Source organism: uncultured Roseobacter sp., assembly GCF_947496515.1.
Lineage (GTDB): Bacteria > Pseudomonadota > Alphaproteobacteria > Rhodobacterales > Rhodobacteraceae > Roseobacter.
Window position 1 is genome coordinate 134,234 of record NZ_CANMDB010000012.1, and the last position, 22,977, is coordinate 157,210.

General features: G+C 56.3%; 20 protein-coding genes. 8 read left to right on the plus strand and 12 right to left on the minus strand.

Features of this window, described 5'->3' with window-relative positions:
• Positions 1-42: 42 nt before the first annotated feature.
• From Q1A53_RS18815 to Q1A53_RS18840, 6 genes are all read right to left on the minus strand, one after another.
• Complete coding sequence (locus tag Q1A53_RS18815) at positions 43-1,419, minus strand: sulfatase-like hydrolase/transferase (RefSeq protein WP_299969374.1); 1,377 nt, start codon at positions 1,417-1,419, stop codon at positions 43-45.
• Positions 1,419-2,450, minus strand: coding sequence for an ATP-binding cassette domain-containing protein (locus tag Q1A53_RS18820; RefSeq protein ID WP_299969375.1), 1,032 nt, complete (start codon positions 2,448-2,450; stop codon positions 1,419-1,421). The genes Q1A53_RS18815 and Q1A53_RS18820 overlap by 1 nt, the downstream gene beginning before the upstream one ends.
• A gap of 53 nt (positions 2,451-2,503) precedes the next feature.
• Positions 2,504-3,115: a DUF624 domain-containing protein gene (locus Q1A53_RS18825; RefSeq protein ID WP_299969377.1), complete on the minus strand. Its 612-nt coding sequence runs from the start codon at positions 3,113-3,115 to the stop codon at positions 2,504-2,506.
• 2 nt (positions 3,116-3,117) lie between these two features.
• Entirely contained in the window at positions 3,118-3,981 is an 864-nt protein-coding gene (locus Q1A53_RS18830) for a carbohydrate ABC transporter permease (protein ID WP_299969379.1), read from the minus strand.
• Positions 3,978-4,859 (minus strand): sugar ABC transporter permease, encoded by an 882-nt coding sequence (locus tag Q1A53_RS18835; RefSeq protein ID WP_299969381.1) that lies wholly within the window; start codon positions 4,857-4,859, stop codon positions 3,978-3,980. The genes Q1A53_RS18830 and Q1A53_RS18835 overlap by 4 nt, the downstream gene beginning before the upstream one ends.
• A gap of 85 nt (positions 4,860-4,944) precedes the next feature.
• On the minus strand, positions 4,945-6,195 hold the full coding sequence (locus Q1A53_RS18840) for an extracellular solute-binding protein (RefSeq protein ID WP_299969383.1): 1,251 nt from the start codon (positions 6,193-6,195) through the stop codon (positions 4,945-4,947).
• Positions 6,196-6,799: 604 nt separating this feature from the next.
• On the opposite strand from Q1A53_RS18840, the gene Q1A53_RS18845 reads away from it, so the two are divergent.
• Entirely contained in the window at positions 6,800-7,096 is a 297-nt protein-coding gene (locus Q1A53_RS18845; protein WP_299969385.1) for a hypothetical protein, read from the plus strand.
• A gap of 156 nt (positions 7,097-7,252) precedes the next feature.
• Here the strand turns inward: Q1A53_RS18845 and Q1A53_RS18850 are convergent, their stop codons facing one another.
• The gene (locus Q1A53_RS18850) at positions 7,253-7,939 is read right to left on the minus strand and encodes a helix-turn-helix domain-containing protein (protein WP_299969387.1); all 687 of its coding nucleotides are present in this window, start codon (positions 7,937-7,939) and stop codon (positions 7,253-7,255) included.
• A 145-nt stretch (positions 7,940-8,084) separates the two neighbouring features.
• Between Q1A53_RS18850 and Q1A53_RS18855 the strand changes: the two genes are divergently transcribed.
• Positions 8,085-9,236 (plus strand): acyl-CoA dehydrogenase family protein, encoded by a 1,152-nt coding sequence (locus tag Q1A53_RS18855; protein ID WP_299969389.1) that lies wholly within the window; start codon positions 8,085-8,087, stop codon positions 9,234-9,236.
• Between the two features lie 67 nt (positions 9,237-9,303).
• Positions 9,304-10,236: a carbon-nitrogen hydrolase family protein gene (locus Q1A53_RS18860; protein WP_299969391.1), complete on the plus strand. Its 933-nt coding sequence runs from the start codon at positions 9,304-9,306 to the stop codon at positions 10,234-10,236.
• 616 nt (positions 10,237-10,852) lie between these two features.
• Here the strand turns inward: Q1A53_RS18860 and Q1A53_RS18865 are convergent.
• Positions 10,853-12,418, minus strand: a complete 1,566-nt coding sequence (locus Q1A53_RS18865) for an alpha/beta hydrolase (protein WP_299969393.1) — start codon at positions 12,416-12,418, stop codon at positions 10,853-10,855.
• 932 nt (positions 12,419-13,350) lie between these two features.
• Here Q1A53_RS18865 and Q1A53_RS18870 point away from each other — a divergent pair.
• The 4 genes from Q1A53_RS18870 (at position 13,351) to Q1A53_RS18885 (ending at position 18,476) form a co-directional block, all read left to right on the plus strand.
• The gene (locus Q1A53_RS18870) at positions 13,351-15,990 is read left to right on the plus strand and encodes a calcium-binding protein (protein WP_299969394.1); all 2,640 of its coding nucleotides are present in this window, start codon (positions 13,351-13,353) and stop codon (positions 15,988-15,990) included.
• A gap of 153 nt (positions 15,991-16,143) precedes the next feature.
• A complete protein-coding gene (locus Q1A53_RS18875; protein ID WP_299969396.1) occupies positions 16,144-16,692 on the plus strand; it encodes an isoprenylcysteine carboxylmethyltransferase family protein in 549 nt (182 codons plus the stop codon).
• Between the two features lie 373 nt (positions 16,693-17,065).
• Positions 17,066-17,692, plus strand: a complete 627-nt coding sequence (locus Q1A53_RS18880; RefSeq protein ID WP_299969398.1) for a hypothetical protein — start codon at positions 17,066-17,068, stop codon at positions 17,690-17,692.
• On the plus strand, positions 17,682-18,476 hold the full coding sequence (locus Q1A53_RS18885) for a nitroreductase (protein ID WP_299969400.1): 795 nt from the start codon (positions 17,682-17,684) through the stop codon (positions 18,474-18,476). Before Q1A53_RS18880 ends, Q1A53_RS18885 begins: the two co-directional genes overlap by 11 nt.
• A 136-nt stretch (positions 18,477-18,612) precedes the next feature.
• Here the strand turns inward: Q1A53_RS18885 and Q1A53_RS18890 are convergent, their stop codons facing one another.
• The gene (locus Q1A53_RS18890) at positions 18,613-18,996 is read right to left on the minus strand and encodes a hypothetical protein (protein ID WP_299969402.1); all 384 of its coding nucleotides are present in this window, start codon (positions 18,994-18,996) and stop codon (positions 18,613-18,615) included.
• Positions 18,997-19,282: 286 nt separating this feature from the next.
• Here Q1A53_RS18890 and Q1A53_RS18895 point away from each other — a divergent pair, with 286 nt between their 5' ends.
• Complete coding sequence (locus Q1A53_RS18895) at positions 19,283-19,900, plus strand: VPLPA-CTERM sorting domain-containing protein (RefSeq protein ID WP_298976136.1); 618 nt, start codon at positions 19,283-19,285, stop codon at positions 19,898-19,900.
• Positions 19,901-19,936: 36 nt separating this feature from the next.
• Here Q1A53_RS18895 and Q1A53_RS18900 read toward each other — a convergent pair whose 3' ends face one another.
• The 3 genes from Q1A53_RS18900 to Q1A53_RS18910 are packed head-to-tail and all read right to left on the minus strand — an operon-like array spanning position 19,937 to position 22,961.
• Positions 19,937-20,077: a hypothetical protein gene (locus Q1A53_RS18900; RefSeq protein WP_299969404.1), complete on the minus strand. Its 141-nt coding sequence runs from the start codon at positions 20,075-20,077 to the stop codon at positions 19,937-19,939.
• Positions 20,077-22,554, minus strand: coding sequence for a TraC family protein (locus Q1A53_RS18905; RefSeq protein WP_299969406.1), 2,478 nt, complete (start codon positions 22,552-22,554; stop codon positions 20,077-20,079). The genes Q1A53_RS18900 and Q1A53_RS18905 overlap by 1 nt, the downstream gene beginning before the upstream one ends.
• On the minus strand, positions 22,554-22,961 hold the full coding sequence (locus Q1A53_RS18910) for a TraV family lipoprotein (RefSeq protein ID WP_299969407.1): 408 nt from the start codon (positions 22,959-22,961) through the stop codon (positions 22,554-22,556). The genes Q1A53_RS18905 and Q1A53_RS18910 overlap by 1 nt, the downstream gene beginning before the upstream one ends.
• Positions 22,962-22,977: the final 16 nt, after the last annotated feature.

A 22,977-nucleotide genomic window follows, 5' to 3' on the forward strand; every position in this document is an offset into this window, starting at 1 on the left:
TCACTAGCTTCAGTTCTGCCGTTGAAGTTTGCTCGTCTTTGCTCATCGGGGATCATCCTCAAGGTCTCGCCACGGGATTTCAGCATCCCGCGCGTATAGCTCCGCCAGAAGCGGATCGATCTGTGCATCCAGCGCCAAGGCCTCTGCCAGATTATTGAATTGGAATGGGTCGTTGACGGTGTCAAAAACGCTGTGTGGTGCCCGCGACAAGGTCCGGCCCTGCTCAAAGGTGGCAAACACACTTTGCGCGACGCTGCGCAGCCCGACGCCTGTGGTGGTCTGAAACAGGGCCGTGCGGCCAGCAGTGCCTGCCTCCAAGGACGCGCCCTGCATATGGGCGGGCACGTCGATACCGGCATGGCTCAGCAGGGTCGGAGCCAGATCAATCAGGGAGGCGACCCCTTCTGTAATGCGCCGACCCTTGGGGATATTAGGGCCCGCCATCACCAGCGGAATGCGAATACTCTCGTCGTTTTCGGAACCTTTCTGGACGAGCCCGTGACTGCCGAGGTTTTCACCATGGTCAGACGTAAACAGGATCAGCGTCCTGTCATCCAGGCCTGCCCCCGTCACCGCATCCAGAATGCGCCCAACGGTGCGATCCATCCACGTCACAGCCCCGAAGTATTCTGCTGCCAAGTGACGGAGGTCATACCCGTCCGGCAAATCCATCGTGTGCGGCAGGCGAAACGCGTAATAGCGAAAATCCCAGCGATAAACCCTTAACCAGTAGTCCTTGTCTTCGATGCCATCTTCGTCCGTGTTCTCGCGCAGGGCGACTGCGGCAGGGTCATACATTGTCAGATATTCATCGGGCATATCCGCCACGGGGCAATGGGGCGGCGAGATGTTGTAATAGAGGAAAAAGGGTGCGTCGCTGTCGGCCTTTGCGGCGATATAACGCTCCGCCTCCCCGGCCTCAAAATCGACGCTGAAGCCTTCGGGTGCAAATTCCGGCCCGCCATCGCGGGAATAAATTTGCGCGGAATGGGCGTGGTGGACGCGGGGGATCAGGTAGTGATCAAACCCGATGTCATGGGGCCAGGAATGAATATGCCATTTACCAATCACACAAGTCTCATACCCCGCTGCGCCCAGGCATTCGGGCAAGGTCGGATCAATTAGATGCGGGCGTTTGTGAAACGGATATTCGGGCATGTTGAAATCGCCCCGGCGCCCCGGATAGGCCACGTTGGTCTTGCCACCCGTCGCTGTGCGGTTGTGTTGGCCCGACATTAGAATAGACCGCGCGGCCATGCAGACGGGAAAATTGGTGATCGCTGTCTTCCAGGTGACGCCGCGCGCGGCGAGCCTGTCGATATGTGGCGTCGCGACCTGCGTGCCGCCATAGCAACCCAATTCAAAGGGCCGCAGCTGATCGGAGGTGATCAGTATGATATTCGGCCGCCTCTGGGCCATCAAAGGTGCTGACCTGTGTTCGGATGAAACAGATGCGCGCCCTTAAAATCCCATGTGATCGACTGGGTACTTCCCGCGGCGAGCTTCACAAGGCCCGCGGCCCGCAGGCGGACAGGCTCACCGTTAAAGTTGAGAACGACATAGGTCTCAGAGCCCATTGGTTCGCACAGCTCAACGGAGTGATCTGTGGTGACGAATCCTTCGCCTACCCCGACAGACAGACCCTCTGGGCGCACTGCGAGGATGGCCTTGGTCCCGTCAGCAATTGCGCCTCGGGCAGCATGAGTAGGGACCGGCAAAGTGACCTCTCCGATCTTGGCCATGTATCCGTCTCCGTCGCGTGTGATTGTGCATGCCAGCGTGTTGATCTCCGGCGTCCCGATAAAGCGCGCGGCGAACAATGTATCAGGCTGCATGTACAATTCTTCTGGCGTGCCGAGTTGTTCAATCTCGCCCCCGTTGAGCAGCACGATCTTGTCGGCCAGCGTCATGGCTTCGACCTGATCGTGGGTCACATAGGCGATGGTCGCGTTGAGCGCGTGATGGATGCGTTTGATCTCAGTGCGCATTTCGCCGCGCAGCTTTGCGTCGAGGTTCGACAGGGGTTCGTCGAACAAGAAAAGCTGCGGATCGCGCACCATCGCACGCCCGATCGCGACCCGCTGGCGTTGCCCGCCAGACAGCTGGCCCGGTTTGCGTTGCAGGTAATCGCCGAGCTTTAGAACATCGGCCACGCGGCCCACCTCGGCCTTGATTTCCGCCTTGGACATGCGCCGGATCCTGAGGCCGAAGGCGATGTTATCAAACACCGACATATGCGGATAAAGCGCGTAGGATTGGAACACCATAGCGATGTTGCGGTCCTTGGGATCAAGGTGGGTGACGTTTTTGCCGCCGATCAGGATCGATCCGTCGTGGTCCTCTTCCAGCCCGGAGATCAGGCGCAACAGGGTCGATTTCCCGCAGCCGCTTTCGCCCAGCAGAACCAGAAATTCGCCGGGAGCAAGATCGATGGAAATATCCCGAAGCACGGTCAGTGCGCCAAAAGATTTGGTGACGTTTTGAATTTGTAGGCCGCCGCTCATCACGATGCCTCCTGTCGTATTGGGGTGAATCTGGTGGGGGTCGGCATGGTATGGGACAGCGCCGGCGCAACGAGGAGATGGGTGAGCCATGCAAAGCCCGACAGGCCAAAATAAAGGCCGATCAGCGGCTGTTGCACCGTGACCCAGACACCGAACACAAGGCCCGCCAGCGCCAAAAGGGTGCCATAGGGCGCAAGTGCGACGCCAAGGCGCGCATTGGCAAACCCGTCGGCCAATGTGCCCGACAGGCGCGATATCGCGAACAACCCCGACAGCAGATGCACCAACACCATCACGGCAAGTGCCATCAAGAGCCCCCGGATCAGCCCGCCTCCGATCAGGCCGATCCAGAACAGGCCTGTGACAGCGGCAATATGCGGGGCCGCCAACAGGTTGGTACGAAGGAATTCGGCGCGATACTGCGCCCACATGCCCCGGATCAGCGGACCGGTCCGTTCGTCCTCCAGCCGCGCCACCGCCCAGAACGCGGCCGTCAGCGCAGGCGCGATGCCGAACACCCCAAGGCCAAGACCGCACAGCACTATGGCAAACAGATTGATCGCGGCCAGCTGCCAGATGCGCGTTGTGATTGTGACAATAAGCCCTTGCATCATCACCCCTTTACCGCGCCGCGCATCATGCCAGAGACGATCTGTTTTTGCAGGGCAAAGAACGCGATCAACGTAGGGGCAATGACGATAACGATCCCCGCCATCAAAATAGCCTCCGTGTTGGACGACATCATGTCGGAGGCCTTGAACAACAGCATCGAAACCGTCGATTGCTCAACCCGCGGCGTGTAGAGATAGGGCAGGATGAAATCATTATACATGTGGATCGTACGCAAGATGACAACTGTGGAAATCGCGGGCGTCATCAGCGGAAGGATAATTTTCCAGTAGATCTGAAAATAGCTGGCTCCCTCGATCCGCGCACTTTCATCAATCTCGCGCGAGATTGAGCCGAGGAAGACAATGAAAATATAAAGCGATACGATATCCGCACCCGAATAGAGCACGATGAGCGCCCATTTGCTGTTCACCAGACCGAGCGACAGCATCACCTGATAAAGGGAAACCTGCGTCGTGATAGCGGGCACAGCCATCACGATCACATACAGCAACAGGATCAGTCGGCGCCCGGGAAACCGGAAGCGGTCAATCACATAGGCCGCCATCGTGCCGACCATGGTGACGATGAACAACGACACGACGATCACAAAGAGCGTATTGTAGAACGCTACGCCCACGGGCTGCCCTTCGAGGAAATCGGTATAGTTTTGCAGGTTGCCCCAATCGGCAGGCAGGTCCGTCTTCTCACCGCGCAGCATTTCCAAGGGGGTCTTGAAGGAGCTGATGAACGCAATAAGCAAGGGTGCGACCACAAGGATCGACGCGAATGTCAGCACGGCATAATGCACCGCATTCCAGAACACTTTGCGCGGGGTCAGACGGCGCATCCGTTTGGCCATATTCATTTTGTGCCCCCCCGATCAAAGACCGCGCGTTGAATAACCATAACCAGCATTACAAAGCACAGCAGGATCACGGCCATGGCGGCCGCCAAGCCGACGCGCCGGAACTCAAACGCCTCTTGCAGCGTCGCCATGATGAATGTCTTGGTTCCGTTCGCCCCGCCGGTAATCAGGAAAGGCACATCGAACACTTCCAAGGAACCGACGGTCGAAAGAATGATCTGAAGCCCAAGAATGGGCGCGATTGTGGGGAATGTGATGAAGCGGAACTGCTGCCATTCGGAGGCGCCTTCGATGCGGGCGGCCTCATACTGGTCCTGCGGCACGGCCTGCAACGCGCCATAAGTGATGAGCAATTGAAATCCGAGGTAGCGCCAGACCGACGCAAACACGAGAGACCATTTCACGATCTCGGGGTCCTGCACCCATTCGCGGGTGAACGCCCCAAGTCCGATCATGACCATCAAGGCGTCCAACCCGCCTTCGATCTGCAAGAAGTCCCGGAAAATGATCGAAACCGCGACCGAATTGAGCACAAACGGCATGAATAAAAGCATCCGGTACACATTTGAACCTGGTAGTCCGCGGTTCAGGATCACGGCAAAATACGTGGCCAGTGCCAGCTGCATCAATGAACCGATGAAGTAATAAAGAGAGTTGATCAGAGGGCGCAAAAGCTCCTGATCCTCAAAGAAGATACGCTCGTAATTCGCAAGCCCGACAAAGGTCTTCTCTGGCGAAATCCCGTCCCAGTCCGTTAGGGAAAACCAGACAAGCTGCGCAAAGGGATAGAGGCTGAAGACGGTCAACAACATCAAGGGGACCACGAGAAATCCGATGATGACCAATCGTCTCTGGGTCTGTGCTGTTGCTGTGAACATGGATCGGCCCCGCGGATTGACGTGGATAGAGTGAAACTCGCCGCCAGCCGTACGCATCCGGCCGACGGCGGTCTCAGGGAGAGGATCAGTTCGCTGTGGCGCGCGCCCAACGTCCGTTGATATCTGCAATGGCCGCGTCGAAATCCTCGGCCAGCACGAGATCGCGGATGTAGGTCCCGCTCATGAAATCAAGCCGCGCATCCGCCATCGCCTGTTTGAACGCCGAACTTGGCGTTCCGGCTTCGATCACGACCGGGTCATAGCCGAACAACTCCACCAGTTGCGGCAGGGACGGCTCAATCCGCGAATCTCCCGGGATAAAGCCAGCCTCGTTCGCGACATCAGTTTGCGTCAGCAGAAATTCGATCCAGGCCTTGGCCGTCGCCGGGTTCTCGGAATTGGCCGACACACCAAGCGCCCAGTCCGGGTTCAGCAGCACCGAAGGCGTCCCGCTGTCGTCAAGGGGGAGCGGGAACATCCCAAGGCTTTCACTCACATTATCAACGCCAAGGGATTGCCCTGCGGTGATTGCCTGCGGCACGGACCAGTTGGCCAGAAACCACATGCCCGCTTCTCCGACGCCCAGGAGCGCCTTGGACTGGTCCCAGTTGTTGGCGGTATAGTCGCGCTCGGTACAACCCGCATCGAACAGATCCTTGACGAAGCGGATGGACTGGCCGAACGGCTCATCGGCGTTGTAGGGCGTCTCGCTTGACAGGGCCTCTTCGTAGTACGCGCCATTACCGGCAAACATCAACGCGGCCTTGTCCCATTGCTGCATGGGCCACGCGGCCCCCATGTTGATCTGAAACGGCACGATGCCCACCTCCGACAAGGCCGCACAGGTGGCAAACAATTCTGTTCGTGTCGTCGGCACGGCGGTGATGCCCGCCCTCTCGAAGGCGTCTTTGTTGTAGACGACCCCTTCTGCATTTGCGCCATAGATATAGCCGTAGATGTTGCCATCAACAGTGTAGCGCTCAACGAAGCTGTGGGTCTCTGCGATCGCCATGTCATTGAGGGGCAAATAAAACGTCGCATAATCCTCGGGTGGCAGGTTATCGAGGACGTTCAGGACATCGCCGTAATCGCCCGACGCCATGCGCGTCGGCATATCGCGGCGATACCCGGCCACTGGGATAACTTCGACTTCAGTACCCGGATAGGCCGTTTCGAAGGCATCGGTCCATTCATCCCATTTGCCATTGTCCACGAAATTCCCGAAATGGGTATAGAACGTAATCTTGCCACCGATGTCCTGCGCCGAGGCGGACAGCGCGGTCATGGACACGGCCGTGGCAGCTACAGCCGAGGCGAGCTTAAGTGCGAGTTTCATGATTTCCTCCCAATAAATCTGCGACTCACCTACTGCGCAATCGATAAACCTGTCAAGGTTTATCGATAAACCTTGTCGTATTGCGAAATTTGTCTGTGTCTGACGCCAGCGCACATGAGACCAATTACGGTCACTTGCTGAGAGAGTGTTTGGTGCTTGTGGCAACCACTGAGGAGTGGACGATGAGAAGGGCAACGAAGTGTCCTGGCGAGAAGATCGTGACCGACAACAGGCGAGCGAACTGCAAGAATCATTCATCTAGAGTGAAGATCAGGATCGTGCTAAACGCCCTGCGTGACCAAGACGGCATTACCGTGCAGTGCCAGCGCGTGGACATATCCTAGGACATCTGATCGACGAGCTTTATGGAGGCCGAAATGCGCTAGCAAAAACTGGTTTCCTCGCCGAGTTTGCCCCAAGCCACCCGTGATCTGATACGAAATTGCGTACTCCATCTGTGGAAAAATGAGCCCGCCTGATTAGAGGCTTAAGGATGCGTGGGTGGCCCTCGATTGGACTAGCTGCAATTTGACTGATTGGTCGGACCGTAGAACACCGGTCTGCGCGCGCCAGGAGACGACTTCAGGTTGCATAAATTGCGCACATGACGCAAATCAACCTATTGAATTTAAACGTAAGCCTTTCCAGCTCTTCGCAGAATTTACGCAGCACGCACATTCGAATGGCCGCTTCGCAGCGTGTTCAGACACTGGTGCATGTTGCAGCATCCAAAAATAAAGGGCTCACAGGCAGATTTCGCCGCTCGGAGCGCGAACGACAGCTGCTGATCTTCCAACGAGTACTCATCGTAGGACCAGCTGCGATTTCAGTGGCTTGGCCAAACGATCAGATGGCCGGTCTTCGTCGGCCTGCCGCACCGGCATTGCCGCGTCAGCATTAGGCGGCTCTGAGCCCATAGTGCAGTATTTCCGCAATGCAGCTAATGTCGGCTTTCAGGTTTTTGCCGACTATTCATCAGTGGGCGAGTAACTGGTGAGCGAGGCGGCGTCACCTTCGCCGTGGAATGCTCTTCAATCATCGCCGACACTTTGATGTATCAACTGGCCATCCGTTCTTCGTGGGCGAAGGGGCTGAGGCCAAGCCATTTCTGCATGCAGTTTGCGATTTCGGGGGTGCCCGTCAGGACCATCCGCCCGCCTTCCACCGCTTTCTCGACGGTATCGACGCCCATCCATATTGCAGTCATCGTTCGCAAGTGGCTTTCCGCGTAGAGGTCAACTTCGTGACCTGGGTTAGAATAACAGGCCTCAACGCCGGTAATTGGATCTACCAGAAGCCAGCTATTTTGCTTTGCGGTTGCAAGATCATTGAAGACGAACTGAAGGCACACGCGTTTCTTGGGCAACGGGTCAATGTTTAAGCCTCGGTGCATGTCCCAAATCAGCAGTTCTGGGTCGAGATTGTCGAGCGAAAGCCCGCCTTCGACCCATCGTTGCCCCCACACACCGATCCCCATGATGAGGGGCCTCAATTCTTCGCCAGCCGCTGTCAGACGATATTCATTGGCGCCTTTGTCCGTCTTGGCGGACTTGATCACACCTGCCACTTCCAATTCGCCCAAACGCTTTGACAGAAGCGAAGGTGACATGCGCGGTAGGCCACGCCTGAGGTCATTGAACCGCGTGCTGCCGCACAGGCATTCCCGCAGCAAAAGAGGCGTCCAACGCGTGCACAAAATCTCCGCCGCCATCGCAATCGGGCAAAACTGACCGTAACCACTCATGATATCACTCCTTTTTTTGACTGCCAAAGCGTCTTCTTAAGCGTAGTCGGGTTGGATGAATGTCGCCAGTACAGTTTCTGGACTATCGTCGCGATGGCACTTCCGTGATCCTGAGAATGCATTTTGATGGAATGGAGAATTCACTATGAACAAATTTATTGACCGCGCTACAACTGCTGCCAACCTGAATGAGACTGCCAAAACTCTGGCAAAAACATTCGCTGCAAGGGCGGCTGACCACGATGACAATGACAGGTTTGTCGCCGCGAATTACACGGACCTGAAAAGCGCCGGGCTGATGTCGGCAGGTGTTCCTGTTGAGCTTGGTGGCGGTGGGGCCGACGTGCGCGCACTCTGTGACATGCTGCGCATTATCGCAGGGGCCTGCGGGTCAACCGGCCTTGCCCTATCAATGCATACCCACCAAGTCGCAATCCCCGCTTGGCGTTGGCATCATCAGGACCCCGCGCGTCCTATGGTCGAACCTCTCCTGCGACGCGTTGCCGACGAAAAAATCGTACTGTTGAGTTCGGGCGGATCAGATTGGATTGGTGGCTCCGGCACGGCCGAAAAAGTAGACGGCGGGTATCAAATTACCGCCCGAAAGGTGTTCTCGTCTGGCGCGCCTGCGGGTGATCTGCTCATGACTGGTGCCATTAGTGACGAAGACGGAAAAAAGACGGTCCTGCATTTCGGCGTACCACTTTCTGCGCCAGAGGTCACTGTGCTGGATACCTGGCGCACCATGGGGATGCGCGGCACTGGATCGCATGACATAACAATCGACGGGTTGTTCATCGCGGACGACAAAATCCCGCTCAAACGCGCAGCGGGCGAGTGGCACCCGGCGTTTCAAATGATCGCCACCATCGCATTTCCGCTGATCTATTCGGTTTACCTGGGCATCGCCGAAAGCGCGCGAGAAATTGCGGTCGACATTGCCGCAAAGAAACCGGTCTGCAGCCGCACCCAGTCTATTGCCGGACGTATGGATACGGCCTTGGCCGCAGCACGCATGGCGCAAACCTTTATGATCGAAGCTGTCGAGCGCAACGCACCCTCGGCAGAGACCATCAATGACGTGATGATTGGCCGACGTCTGGTCGAAGAAAACGTGATCCGAACGGTGGAACTGGCAATGGAGTTGGCAGGCGGCGCGAGCTTCTATCGCAAGACTGAGCTTGAGCGGCGTTTCCGCGACATTCAGGCAGCGCGGTATCATCCACTGCAAAAAGAGGTGCAGGCCGAATATGCCGGAGCAATGGCGCTGGAACAGCCAATCGATCAAATATTTTAGCGCCGTACTTGCTCAATTTCGAGGAAACTCAACCGCTGGGGCTGATCATAGCAAACGGGAAATCGTCATGAAAGTCGCAGTTGTCCAGGAACCGCCCGTCTATCTGAACCTCGCGGCCAGTATGGAGCGTGCGATCAACCTTGTCGCGCAGGCCGCAAAAGATGGCGGCAAATTGATGGTCTTTCCCGAAACATGGTTTCCCGGATACCCGACGTTTTGCTGGCGGCTCTCGCCAGGCGCGGACATGGGCAAGACGGATGACTTGTTTGCGTTGTCACAAGCCAATTCCATCGACCTCAGCCGCAATGGCATGGCCCCGCTGCAAGAAGCGGCCGCAGAGCACGAGATGGTCATTGTGGTCGGCTATCAGGAAATCGACGGGGATGTCTCGGGTTCGACGATTTTCAATTCCTGCGCGATCATTGATGCCGACGGTAGGATCATGAACAACCATCGCAAGCTGATGCCGACCAATCCCGAACGCATGATTTGGGGCTTTGGCGACGGGTCTGGCCTAAACGTGGTCGAAACTGCGGTCGGGCGTATCGGCGCGCTACTGTGTTGGGAAAACTACATGCCCTTAGCGCGCTATTCGCTTTATGCACAGAACATTGACATATACGTCGCCCCGACCTGGGACACAGGTGACACGTGGCTTGCCACGATGCAGCACATCGCGCGCGAAGGCGGGTGTTGGGTCATTGGATGCGCAACGGCGCTCGAGGCGTCTGACATTCCCGAAAGCATCCCTCATCGCGACATTCTATTCCAGAACAAAGATGAATGGGTCAATCCCGGCGACGCCGTCATCTATAAACCCTTCGGTGGAATCGCAGCCGGTCCGATGCACCGCGAAAAGGGGCTTCTTTGGGCCGATATAGATGTATCCGCTGCCCGCGCCTCACGTAGAAAGTTCGATGCAAGCGGCCACTATGCCCGCCCGGATGTATTCTCGCTCACCGTCGACAGAAGCCGAAAAGTGCCGGTTTCATTTAGCTGACCGACTGTCGCTAATTGCAACTACGCATGCATTTTACACGCTCAATTGGCAGGGGTATTTCAACATTGGCTCGGGCCGAACGCGTTGATCGCAGCCATTCGTGCGCGCGCAGCGAAAGCTCGGTTTGTCCCAAGACCTGTGAGTTGCCCTGACAAATCTCGCTGCGCGATGTTCGAATGGCCGAATTTGCAGCCGCGCTGCGGCACGCCAGACTGAGCATTTGCAGAATTTTCCGCGCTGCGAGCGCATGCAGCAAAAAATGAAGACTTCCGGTGTGGGCTCACAGGCAGATTTCGCCGCTCGGAGCGCGAACGACAGCTGCTGATCTTCCAACGAGTACTCATCGCAGGACCAGCTGCGATTTCGGTGGCTTGGCCAAACGATCAGATGGCCGGTCTTCGTCGGCCTGCCGCACCGGCATTGCCGCGTCAGCATTAGGCGGCTCTGAGCCCATTTTACCGATTGCTGCGATCCTAACCAACGGCTGCTTTGGCGACAGCGGTGCCACGTTTACAGCATCGCGAACTTGGTAGAAGACAGTCACAATTCACAGCGTGATCTGGCGCATCGCAACAGGGCAGTGCGCTTGACCGATGACTAGAGAGGTTTCACGTGCTCAGATTTTCTTTTCTGCAAGAAACTGACCGATTGTCTCGGCGCAGGTTTTCCATGCGGGTTCACGTTCGATCAGAATGTGATTGCGACTCTCAAGTGGCACAAAATGTGCATTCGGAATCCCAGATGCGACCTCCCGGCCAACGTTCAGAGGGATGCGTTGATCATATCTTGAATGTAGCACGATCGTCGGCACCTTGACTTGCGCGAGACGGTGGCGGACGTCGATCTCGCCAAAGGCGTTCTGGAAACGCGCGGCATTGCGTGGCGATGTGGTTTGACGTTGAAACTCATCGAACCACTCAAGCTCCTCTCGCGTCGCTTCGGGCATGAATGTCCGTGAAAAGATATGCCGGTACGCCGAATTGTCGGTGCCCCAACCAAGCTCGGTCAGGGTCAACACTGCTTCGCGTCGGGCCTGTTCCTCCGGGTCTGTCAAGTGGCGCCAACCGGCTGCATATGCGCCAACCAAGATTAAACCGGAAACGCGTTCGGGGTGGCGAACAGCATATTCAATCGACACTGCAGCGCCCTGAGATATGCCGAGCAGCGGAAACCGTTCGAGTTCCAGCTTGTCGGCGACCGCTTCAAGATCTTCGACGAAGGCGTCGAAACTCAGGTCGTCCACGTCCCAATCCGATAGTCCGCAGCCGCGTTCATCATAGCGGATGAAGTTCCGGTAGCGGGCAATTTCCGCGAAACTGCGGCCCCAAATCGGGCTGTTCCAGTCGAATTCGAGGTGATTTAGCCAGTTTGCGGCCTTCAACAGAGGCGGACCCTGCCCCAGCGTTGCGTAAGCGATCTTGGTACCGTCGCACACTTTACAAAAACCTATGCGCTGAGCACGAAGAGCGCCTGCTTTGCGGTCAGCGATGCGTTGTGCTGTTTTTGCGGCAAACGATGCAGATGCGGTTTCCGCCTGATCCGGATACGGCGACGCGAAGACTGGCAATTCTACGTCCGGGACTGAGGCAACGTTTTGTTCGGGCGGAAGCACGGCCAGCGGGTCTGCTTCTTGCCACAGACGGCGCCACTTGCGGGCGGCCATTCGATCCACATCGGGGTGCATGGCCAATTGCTTCAAGACAGTGATGTGCGCCAGCTGGGCATTCTCGCGCTCGGTGACCAGCCACATATCAAAAACGTCGTCGCCCGCGCCGTCCAGGCCATCGAGGAAGACCTGATCGAGTTGTCGTTCCATTGCCGTTAACTCAGCTACTGTCGGCACGTCGTCACGCGTAAGCAGTCTGGTGTAGATCATCTTTGTATCTATCTCGGCACCTTCGGTATCGAAAAATACCCGTTCCCGGTCGGCTACGATGCGTGATTGATCTTCGGAACCGCCCGCGCCGCGCAGCTTACTGAGCGCCCAACGTAAGGCCGCCTTTGGATCATCGGGCAGATTCCAAAACACTTCGCAAAGCCGTTCACGCCGGTGCGGACGATCTGTGGCCACAAGAAACGCTAACAAAGCGCGCGTTTTTCGTGAAGCGGGCAACGTGACCTCAGCACCGCCCCAAATGACGTGGAGTTGACCCAACAGAAATATCTGAAGGTTCTTTCGCATTTGTCACTCCAAGAATAATAACAAAAAACGCTTTCAATGTCCCGCTATCATGGGTTGCACAACGGCAGCAACGTTGATGAGGGCTTAGTGAAGCCGTACGAGCGGCCTTTCGCCTTACCCCTCGCTGAGTCCTCTCAGCGAAGCCCAATAGGTTTGCATCGAGACAGAAATCAAGAAAAAGCAGGATGAAACGGCCCGTCGTTACTCGCACAACCCCTCCGCCAATTATTGAGCCGGGCGGATTTTGTTAGTGACCCGCAGGCCTGGCCTACTGCGCTGCGCCAAGAGAGCCCTGATCGAGATTGCAGCGGGCCGATACGTAATCTTGTGCGCTGAGCATATCCTACCAGTGTTGAACGATTCAGGCATGCAATAGGTTGCCCATGTCTGGCAGTTGAGCTGCGCCTACATAACGAAAACAGCCAGCCGTCTCAAGGACATGCCATCAAAAGAACGCGGCTTTCGGGTCATCCACATACCGAGCCTGGTGGTCAAAAATACAACGCTTTTGGTGGGTCGTTACAACGGAGGCCTCACCGCTCGTGACAACGGTTGACGGGTAAGTGTGGCTGACAAACGCGCTCATGAGGTTAGGTCAAGTTTTGACCGCAAGCCTCTATCACGTTCCGAACTGCAATCTAAGGAGGGCCTCAACTGGACGGTGTAATCGAAGCAGTAACGACAGCACGGTGCATCATTATTGCACTGTTGGCGACGTTAACGGCGGCACCGTTACTTCACTCATCCTAACATCATCAACCTGATATCAGGCCGCGTTGCCGACGTTAGCCCGCCCCAATTCAAACTCTGAAAACAGCGCAATTCCATCCGGACTGCGCCTTTCAAAAAACCTTTCATTGCAACGCATCGGTCCGACAGGACGCGGTGAAAATCATTACTCGACCAAATCAACACACACAAAGGATAGACATATGACAGACCTTGCCCAGACCAGAGACGACGATACCCTCGCTGTTGGTAGCGACAACGATACCATCACCGGCAGTAGCGACGATTTTATTGTCCACCATCCTATCCGCGAGCCCATCAGTACCGTCACCAACCAGACTGCGGTTGACGCCTTTACGATCAATACCACCGAGGCGGTCGGCAATCCAAAGGTCCTCTCAAAAGCCGATGGCACACTGTTCGCAGCTTATGTAACGCGGGACGGCGATGGCAACTTCTTGACCAAGGGTCAATCTTTCGACGCATCCGGCCAGAAAATTGGAGATGAAGTCACATTCGATATGGACGGCTCGGTTGGTTTCGTAGTCGATAAGTTCGATTTCGACATCGACATTTCGCCAAATGGACAGGTCGTCGTGAGCGCTTATGTCAGCAATCCAGCCTCAGACGATTCTCCAGATAGGCTCACGACGGCGGTTTTCGAATTCAATGATTCCGCTGAACCAATACTTCAATCGCAACAGGATGTTCCTGTATTAAACGAAACGAGTGACCTCGATCAGGTAATTACCAGCACAGATGACGGCTCTCAGGCCTTTTTCGTAGAGCGCGACAGCGCCGGGAGGATGGTCGTTAAGCAAAAAATCGATGAAGATGGTGAAGTCACAATAAATACCGTAGCAAACTTCAACCGCAACGATGATGCCGAGCTTGACGCCACTACGCTTGTGAGTGGTCGTACCGTGATGATCCTGGACCGGAACGGCGACGACAGCGGTGGAGACGGCAGGATTCTGTTCAAAGTGTTTGGGTCCGACGGTCAGGAGGTCCGAAGCGGAAACACCGGCGACAGCAATGCGAATACACACGACGTTACGGTGACTGCAATGAAGAACAGCGGCATACTCGGCCTCGACTTATTATTCACCGGCTTCGTGGTCGCCTGGACCGAGGAGGACGGGTTTGACTCCGACGTTCAGTTCCAGCTTTTCGGCTCAACGGGCTTCCCCATTGGACCGGTCAAAACCGTGGGTGACTCCGGTGGGGTCGACAACAACAACGAACCGACCATTGTTGCACTGGATGACGGTGGATTCATCATCTTTTACGACGATGACAATGGTGCCAACAGTGGCATCAACGGCCAGCGCTATGACTTTGCCGGTCAAGAGGTGGGCGATGTGTTCCGAATCTCAAACGAGGGCTTCAGGCCGGACGCCACCCTGACAGAGGACAATCAGGTCGCCGTCTCTTACGTCACGAATGACCGAGAGCTGAAGGTCGAAATTATTCAGTTCGAATTGAACGAGGTCTTTGGCACCGTCGGTAGTGACGAATTAACCGGAACATCTGCTGGCGACCTTATGCGCGGCTTTGAAGGCAACGATATCCTCACAGGGCTGGATGGCGATGACGAAATTCATGGCGGTGATGGCGATGACGTCCTCATAGGCGGGTCCGGCGACGACCTGTTTTTCGGGGGTGCGGGATCGGACACATTCGTTTTCTCTGACGGTGATGGCAATAACGAGATCCGGGGCTTTAACGCAACTAACGATGCCGAAAAAATTGATCTGACCCGCGTTTCAGCAATCACGGATTTCACCGATTTGGTTCAGAACCGCATGACGCAGGTCGGCGATGATGTCTTGATCGATCTTGGAGGCGGAAATTCTCTTCTTTTGAAGAGCGTCGACAGGGATGATCTGAACGCTTCGGATTTCCTATTGCGGTTCGCCAGCATCAACGGCACGGAAAACGACGAGACACTGACGGGAACTGAAAACGCCGACGTTATTCGCGGTCTGGAAGGCGACGATGTGATCATCGGCGGGCGCGGCGACGATCTCCTGTTTGGCGGCGCCGGCTCTGACATCTTCGTTTTCGCTGACGGCGCCGGCAATGACGAAGTCCGGGGCTTTAATGCCACCAACGATGCCGAAAAGATCGACATTAGCGGCATCTCCGCGGCTGGCGCCACTGATTTCGACGCACTGCTTCGCGATCATATGCAGCAAGTGGGCGACGACGTGGTCATCGATTTCGGGTCCGGGGACACTATCACACTGCGTTCCGTGCAATTGGACGACCTCGATGTGAAAGACTTCGTCTTCAGAGGCCAGACGATTGTTGGGACCGAAGCCGACGACGTGCTTGCAGGTGGTGATGGCGATGACCAGATCAACGGGCTTGCCGGAAATGACGAGATCGATGCCGGCGATGGTGATGATGACGTAACGGGTGGCTTGGGTCGAGATACGGTGTTTCTTGGCGACGGCAACGATGTCTTTCGGGACACCGAGCAGGATGGGCCAAATGGAACGGACACTGTCTCTGGCGGTACAGGCGACGATACGTTCCACGGCGCAGGTGGCGATGACGTCTTTGACGGCGGCACAGGCAATGACCTGTTCTTCGCGGGGAGTGGTGACGAAACATTCGTGTTTGCGGACGGGTTCGGCAACGACACGATCGTTGATTTCGGTGCCGATGACGTCCTCGATCTCTCAGCAGTGTCTTCCATCGAAAGTTTGAGCGAACTGACCGATGATCACATCCGGCAGGATGGCGAAAACCTGATCATCGATGATTTGGCAGGAAATACGATCACCTTGGAAGGTATAAACATTCTGGACTTGAGCGGGGACAACTTCTTGTTTTGATCGCGTGTGAACTGACGCACCGCTTGTCCCAAACGAGGTTCAGGCGGTGCGTTGCCACCGGATGAACGGCCAGGCAACGCGCCTCAATTTTTCGGGGTCAAGCAAGACCCATCCCGAACACTTCCATCAACCAAAACTGATACGGATATTGTCGTGCCCCATACCCTACTTGTCTTCATTGCCATCGCTGTAGCGCTTCGCCTTGTCGCCCTTGCAATTTCGATCCAGAACGAAAAGCGGATGCTGCAAAGTGGCGCGATCGAACATCATGCCGCAACATCCCTAGTCCTGACGATCGCACATATCGGTTTCTACGTTGCTGCCATCGCCGAAGGGCTGTGGCGCGCTTCTCCGGTTTCTGCGATTTCTGTGGTTGGTCTGATCCTCTACGGTCTCGCGATGTGCGCGCTTGTTTGGGTTATCTGCACTTTAGGCCGGTTCTGGACGATCAAAGTGATCATAGCGAGGGATCATCAGCTGATATCGAATTGGATTTTCGACAAAATCCGGCATCCGAACTACTATCTCAACATCATTCCAGAACTTATTGGTTTTGCGCTGGCTTTGCAGGCATTTGGTGTCTTGTGCTTGGCGCTGCCTCTTTACGTTGCTGTTCTTTGGTTGCGCATCCACCAAGAGGAAAAAGTAATGCAGAACCATTTTCACAAGTATGGATCAGTAGGGCGCAGCCTTGGCGCGTGATGACCACTCCGTTGGTCTCAAAACGTTTGCAAATCTGTATTGATTGGGTTGGCTAAACCAGAAAAGCGTAGTGCCTACCTACTCTTGACTTGGCCAATCTATGTACCCCCTGACCTTGCTGGTAGCGATCTTAGGTAACGGCGAAAATACAACGCTTAGAGCTGCCAACCACAACGCTGGTTCATACGCTCAGCACAACGATCGTCAGGCATAGATCACCTAAGAGACTTGCTGCAAAGCCAAACCCTTATGCCGAAGCGCTCGGAGTCGCTTGCCATGCAATTTTTATTCTTGATTTGATAAGGTCCGGCCTCGGTAAAGCCGTTCATGCCATCAAGGGAAACCCAGTATTTGAAAGATCGGAGATCAAAAAATGAAGACGTTACCATACGAAAAAACAGTACTTCCCAAAGACGAACTGATATCTCGTTTGCTCGCTGAACGCCCACTTCCTTTGCAGTGTGAAAAATCCGTCCTGGACGCTTTGGAATACAACACCGATAACTGGGTGCGAACCTGGATCGATACAGCCCATACCATTGAACACCGTAGCGGGCGTATCAAGGCCAGCCGCGCAATTACCCAATCAGGCCGCCTGATTTGGATGATCCAGATGCACGGGAACCGCTTTGCGTTCCATGCCGATCGCGATCCAGTTGAAGATGCTTTTCGTCAAGCGTCAGAAGCCCGCAGGGCACGTAAGGCGATCGCGGCACGCTGGCCGGAAATCGTAAAGCTGCGCCGACGTATCCTGATCGGGACAGAGGGTTTGACAGTTTCAATCGACGACGCACGTCACGCAGGGTTATGCGAGCTTGGCATCCAGGGTTTTCTGCACCGCGTTGGACTGGGTGGCCGTACGCATTTCCCCGGCCGGGTGCTGGCTGTCTTGTCTTTCATGGATCGTCAGGTTGGTTATGCGATTTTTGCGGGGCATTTGCGCCAGCGAGCCGAGCGGAGCGGGAGCAATCTGATGTGGGCCGTCCCAGATGAACATTAGCGTAATAAGCCACAAAATTTCTGATCCGCACGAAACGATTGCTGTTCCTTACATCGATACCCTTCTGCATGAGCGTCGGTCTGTTCGGGCATTCACAAATACGGACGTCAGCATCAGTCAAGTACGAGCAATCTTAGGTGCTGCATCTCGCGCTCCATCTGGCGGTAACATGCAGCCTTGGCACGTTTGGATCGCTGACCGTCCCGCTATCGCCCGGATTGAGCATGCAATCCTCTCGACTGGCGTATCTCCTCATAGAGCCAAGTGGGATGATTACCGCTACTACCCCAAGCGATTTTTTGGCGCATATGACGTGCGACGAAAGGCGCTTGGTAGGGCGCTTTACGGTCATTTGGGAATAGAACGGCATGATGTGCCGGCCATGCGTGCGCAGTTTGAACAGAATTTCAGGTTCTTTGGTGCCCCGGTTGGCCTTTTGGTGACTATCGACCGTCGGCTTGAAAAAGGATCTTGGTTGGATATGGGGATGTTCTTGCAGAATATCTGTCTGGCGGCGCAGGGCCGAGGGCTGGCAACTTGCGTGCAAGCAGCCTTCGCCCCTTATCATAAAGTAATCCGTCCGATAGCAAATCTACCTGATGATCAGGTACTGGTCTGTGGGATTTCATTGGGCTGCGAAGATAGGGCGCATGCTACGAACGCCTTGCGAACCGAACGTGCTGACATGCGCGAGTGGGTTTCCATGATCCGCTCGGATAGAACTCATGTCAGCCCGCCCCAGAAGGAGACGCAGATCAATCCATCGCGTACATCTGATAGGTAACCTAAAACCATCGAAGACCGGCGGTCCGCAGGACTGACGTGTACTTCAAAACACTTTGGGATTGCAGCTGGAAAATCGCAAGCGATCCGGATTGCATGGCAGCTTACAAGGGACAAAACCGCACAGTTTAGTAGCCTTAGTGCCTTGAAGTACCATACTGCAAGACGACCGTTTGTCTCAACGCGTAAAAAAAGCGGACCTTTGCGCAAGCGCAGCAAAATGGCGCTTTGTCCGCATCCAGAACTTTGCCGACCTGCAAGCCAATCATCTCGTTCAGGGCGCGCAGGGTGCGGAGATCACCGACGGCAGAGACCTCACGATTATTCTGACAGGGGTGAACATCGCCGACCTTGACGAGAACAGTTTCATCTTCTGAAGGGCAATTTTTCCGCGGTCTCTGCACCGGTGAGGGCCGGACTGTTTCCTCCAGGTGCAGATCGTCCGGTCCGGCGGCGGGCGGCGTAAAACGGCCAATACAACGCTTCCGGGGCGGCAATACAACGGTCGTGACAACGCTCACAACAACGCTCCTCGCCGATACAGCACCGCAAGGCGGGTCCGCCCACTGATATCTCGCATGCGCAAAGCGGGCCGGTGATTGGTCGGCCAGATTGAAAGAAAAGGATCAGATAGCACAAAACCCATTGAACAAGACGCGCAGCCATTCCCGCGCAGAATTGTCCGGGTGCCGGATTTCACGAAAGGCACCGGATGTCTCTTTTTCTACTTTCAGCTGAACTGGAACCCTCACAGCCGTGCGGGCCGATTCTGACGATGACACACAACGCCATACAGGAAACTCAGATATGAAAAGACTTCTCTCCCTCACCGCCGCCGCGCTCGTTGCCGCCTCCACAGCGCAGGCTGCCCTGATCGCCAATATCTCGGGCACCCCCGGCAGCGGACAAACCACATGGACCTTCAGCGGGACAACGATTGCTGGCAGAGGTGCCTTTTTTCAAGATGGCAATTTGAACCAAGCCAACGTATGGACTGACCTCGGTGACTACACCTCTGTGGAGTTTTTCAATAATGTGAATGTCTCGGGGGATGCCGCGCTGACCATCGACGGGGAAACCCGACGGATCGATCTGGCGGCCATCGATGATGATGGCGACTTTGATGACTGGGGTATCGGCGTGGATGGTGCGGATATCTTCGTGTTCGGAGCCGGATCCGAGGTCAGCTGGACGGGCAGCCTGACGGTTTTCGGCATCGACCTCAACGATCTGAACAACAGCGGTCTGCCGATTACGTTCTTGACCTCAAGCTTTGGCTTGGTTGGCGAGGGCACGCTGGATCTCGAACTGACCATCGCGGCAGATGAAATCTCTGCCGTGCCGCTGCCGGCCGGTGGCGTGCTGTTGCTGTCCGGTCTGGCCGGGGTCGCCGCGCTGCGCCGCCGCAAGAAATCCATCACCTGATTTACGGGCGCAAAAGGCACCGGCTCTAAGGTCGCTTCAGAGACCTTTTTGCCGGATGCCGCGCAAGGTTCGGGTGTCCGTTTTTTCAACATATTGATTGACACCGCCAGCTGGAAAGCGTGCAGTTTTTTCGTGACGACTCTCGCGCATAATCGTAGTTATGTTGAGCTTAGCCATCAAATCGCCTCCCCACGCGCCACCAGCTCGTCAATCGCCGCGGCCACATCAAGACCATGTTGGGTACGCAGATCGCGGAGCTTCTGAACGGTCTCACCGCGGGAGGAAAAAACGGCGATGGAGTATGGATCGAGGACGAGCCGACCAAAAGCCCAGCCATCCGGGCCACGGATGCCCATCTCGGCGAATTGGCCGGGCACACTGATCAGCGACTTCAGAGAATGCGCCGTTCCGGCGCCGACCGACAGTCGACCGTTGGCAAGAAGGGCATCGATAGCCTCCGGCTTCTGGGCCATGAACACATTCCAGTCGCTGTTTTCCAAACAGACATTCGCCGCCGGATTGCGGTGATAATCTCCGAGGGTCTGTGTGCCGGTCACTAGCGCACCGGTGTATTTCCGGGCGCGGCGCACGACACCTTCGAGGAACTGCGCCGTCCCGCCACCAGAGAGCAGATCCCAGGCTTCATCGACCACAATGGCGACGCGCGTGGCACGACTCGTCTTGAACATCAGTTCCGTGCCAAGAAACATGATGATCTGAAGAACCACTGCCTTGAGATCACCCTGCGCCTTGAGATCCGACATCTCGAAGACTGTCAGGCGCTCCTGGATCGTGATGTTCGCAGGGCCCGAGAACATCGAGCCATAGATACCACCCACGCAGTAGCGAGAGAGCTTCATGATCACATCGCCGAGCCGAGGCTCGGCTTTTGCCTGCTCCACCAGGAGATCGCGCACGAACGTCACCTCGCCGGCATTCCCGTGCGTGTCCCAGACTTCCGCGCAAGCGTTCTGGATGTATTCCTCTTCGATGCCGGAGACCCGCCCCTCTCGCTGTTCACCGAGGGACACCATGGTTGCCAGCACGCGTGTCACGAGTTCCAGCGCATCCGTCCGGTACTCGTCCTGGTCCATCTTGTCCGCGACCAACATCGAGAAGGGATTGAGCCGGATCGCATCGCTCGCCGACATGCCGATCCACTTGCCTTCGAAGAGCTCGCAGGTCGTCTTGAAGCTTTCGCCGTCGTCAATCACGAGCACCCGTCCGCCGGTGCAGTAGAGGTTCTGGATGAGCTCCTGCATAAAGACGGATTTGCCAGATCCAGGCTTGCCGACCACGGCGACGTTGTAGTTGCCCGAGTTTTCGAAATTGTCCCACGGAAAGAGCTGTCCTTGCCGTCCGACAAGCAGCATCGAGCGATACGATCGACAGCCCGTCCACTCCCCGTGGATCGGCGCCAGTGCCGCCACCGCAGCACCCTTGCGCTTCTTGACCCGGCTCGCCTTTCGGAGATCCTTCATCAGGGAGCCTGACGCCTGGAACGGTAGGGAAGACAGAAACACGGGCAGCTGCAGGAATGTGTCCTGCTCGAGATTTACATTGGCGGAGCGGTAGATCTTCGCCATCTCTGTTAAAGCTGCCCGTGACTGCTCGATATCTCCGCGTGCGTAGGCCGACACCGTCGTGACCGTTTCGAAAAGCCGCTCGCCCTGCTCCACTTCCTGTTGAAGCGCGCGCAGCTCGCCATCCTTCTCGGTGAGGTTTTCGATGTATTTGCCCCACTTCGTTTCCTGCGCGTGGAGCACCCCTGCCCTTGCACGCACGATCTGCGACGAGGTTTTCTGCGCGTTTTGCGCCCGGGCCGTCATGCAGGTCAGCACCGGTCCATGCGGCGCATCGCCGGGCCGATCCGGCGCGCCATTAAAGAGCGATCCCAGAAAAAACGACCACTCTTTCGGAACCATGCGCACGGTCGCGGACGAGACGGACATTTGCGGCCGGTTCAGAAACTCTAATCCATCGCGTCCCACAGACACGCCGGCACCGGGTATCTGGTAGTTGAGCGGGCTTTCATCGTCGTATCCCATGCGCTCGCTCAGCCGATCTCCCCGCGCGTAGAGCCACTCGGAGAGATACTCGACGAACATCGCTGGGCCGACGTCCCGGACCATCTTCTCGCCGCCGAACGCCGTCATCAGGTTCTTGCGGAAATCGCTCAGGCTCTTGAGAACGCCCGTGTCCGGCCCGTCATCCACATAACCGGCGATCAGGATCCGACGCCGGTGCGGCACGCATTTCACCAGGCCGTCAGATCCAAAGGCCATCTTTGCCAGATGCGCCTGTCGCGCTTCGGCCATGCGCACGGTCAACGGAGATTTGACAACTTTCGCCTGCATCCAGGCGGTCGTTTCCTCGGTGAGGTTGGGCGATGTCCAATTGAGAAACTGCACCGTCCCATCCGCTGGGCAGTAGTTATTGATCGCGGCCTGGATCGTTTCAACCGTATCGGAGCCGACGAGCGGGGGCGCTTCGAGCAGAAAGCCCGTCGTGCCTTCGTTCACGTAGATCTGCTCTTTCGGATCGTAGATCCGGTAGGTCAGCAGATCCGACAACACGTGGTCGATGAAGGTCTGACGGTTGCCTTCCGTCCAGGGCGCATCATCGAAGAGCTTGGTGAACATCCGCTGAAGCATCAGCGGTTCCCCCACCGCGCTTCGCGGATCACGAAATGAACGTAAGTGGCCTCATGCAGCACCTGGTTCTCATCGAGCCGTGGTGCGACCCACAGCGCGCCGGTCTTTTCTGGAATGCGGTAGCGGGCGGAGACGTAAGCCGGACCACCGTCTCCGAGCCCCCTGCCCTGCGCTGATTTGCCGATCCCCAAAGGTTGCTGCGAGAGTGACTTGCCTTGAGCGTCACGCGGATCCTCGGCGACGGATCGGGCGTTGTGGCCCGAGACGATATCATCCACCTCCGACAGGCTTGCACAGGGCGTGCCGACCTCGGCATCGCAGAGGAAGTTCTTCTCTGTGTTTCCGGTTGTCGTACATCCTGCGGCGGCAAGGAGGATGAGGCAGAGTAGGCACGATTTGGGCGACATCAGAGATCTCCTGTCA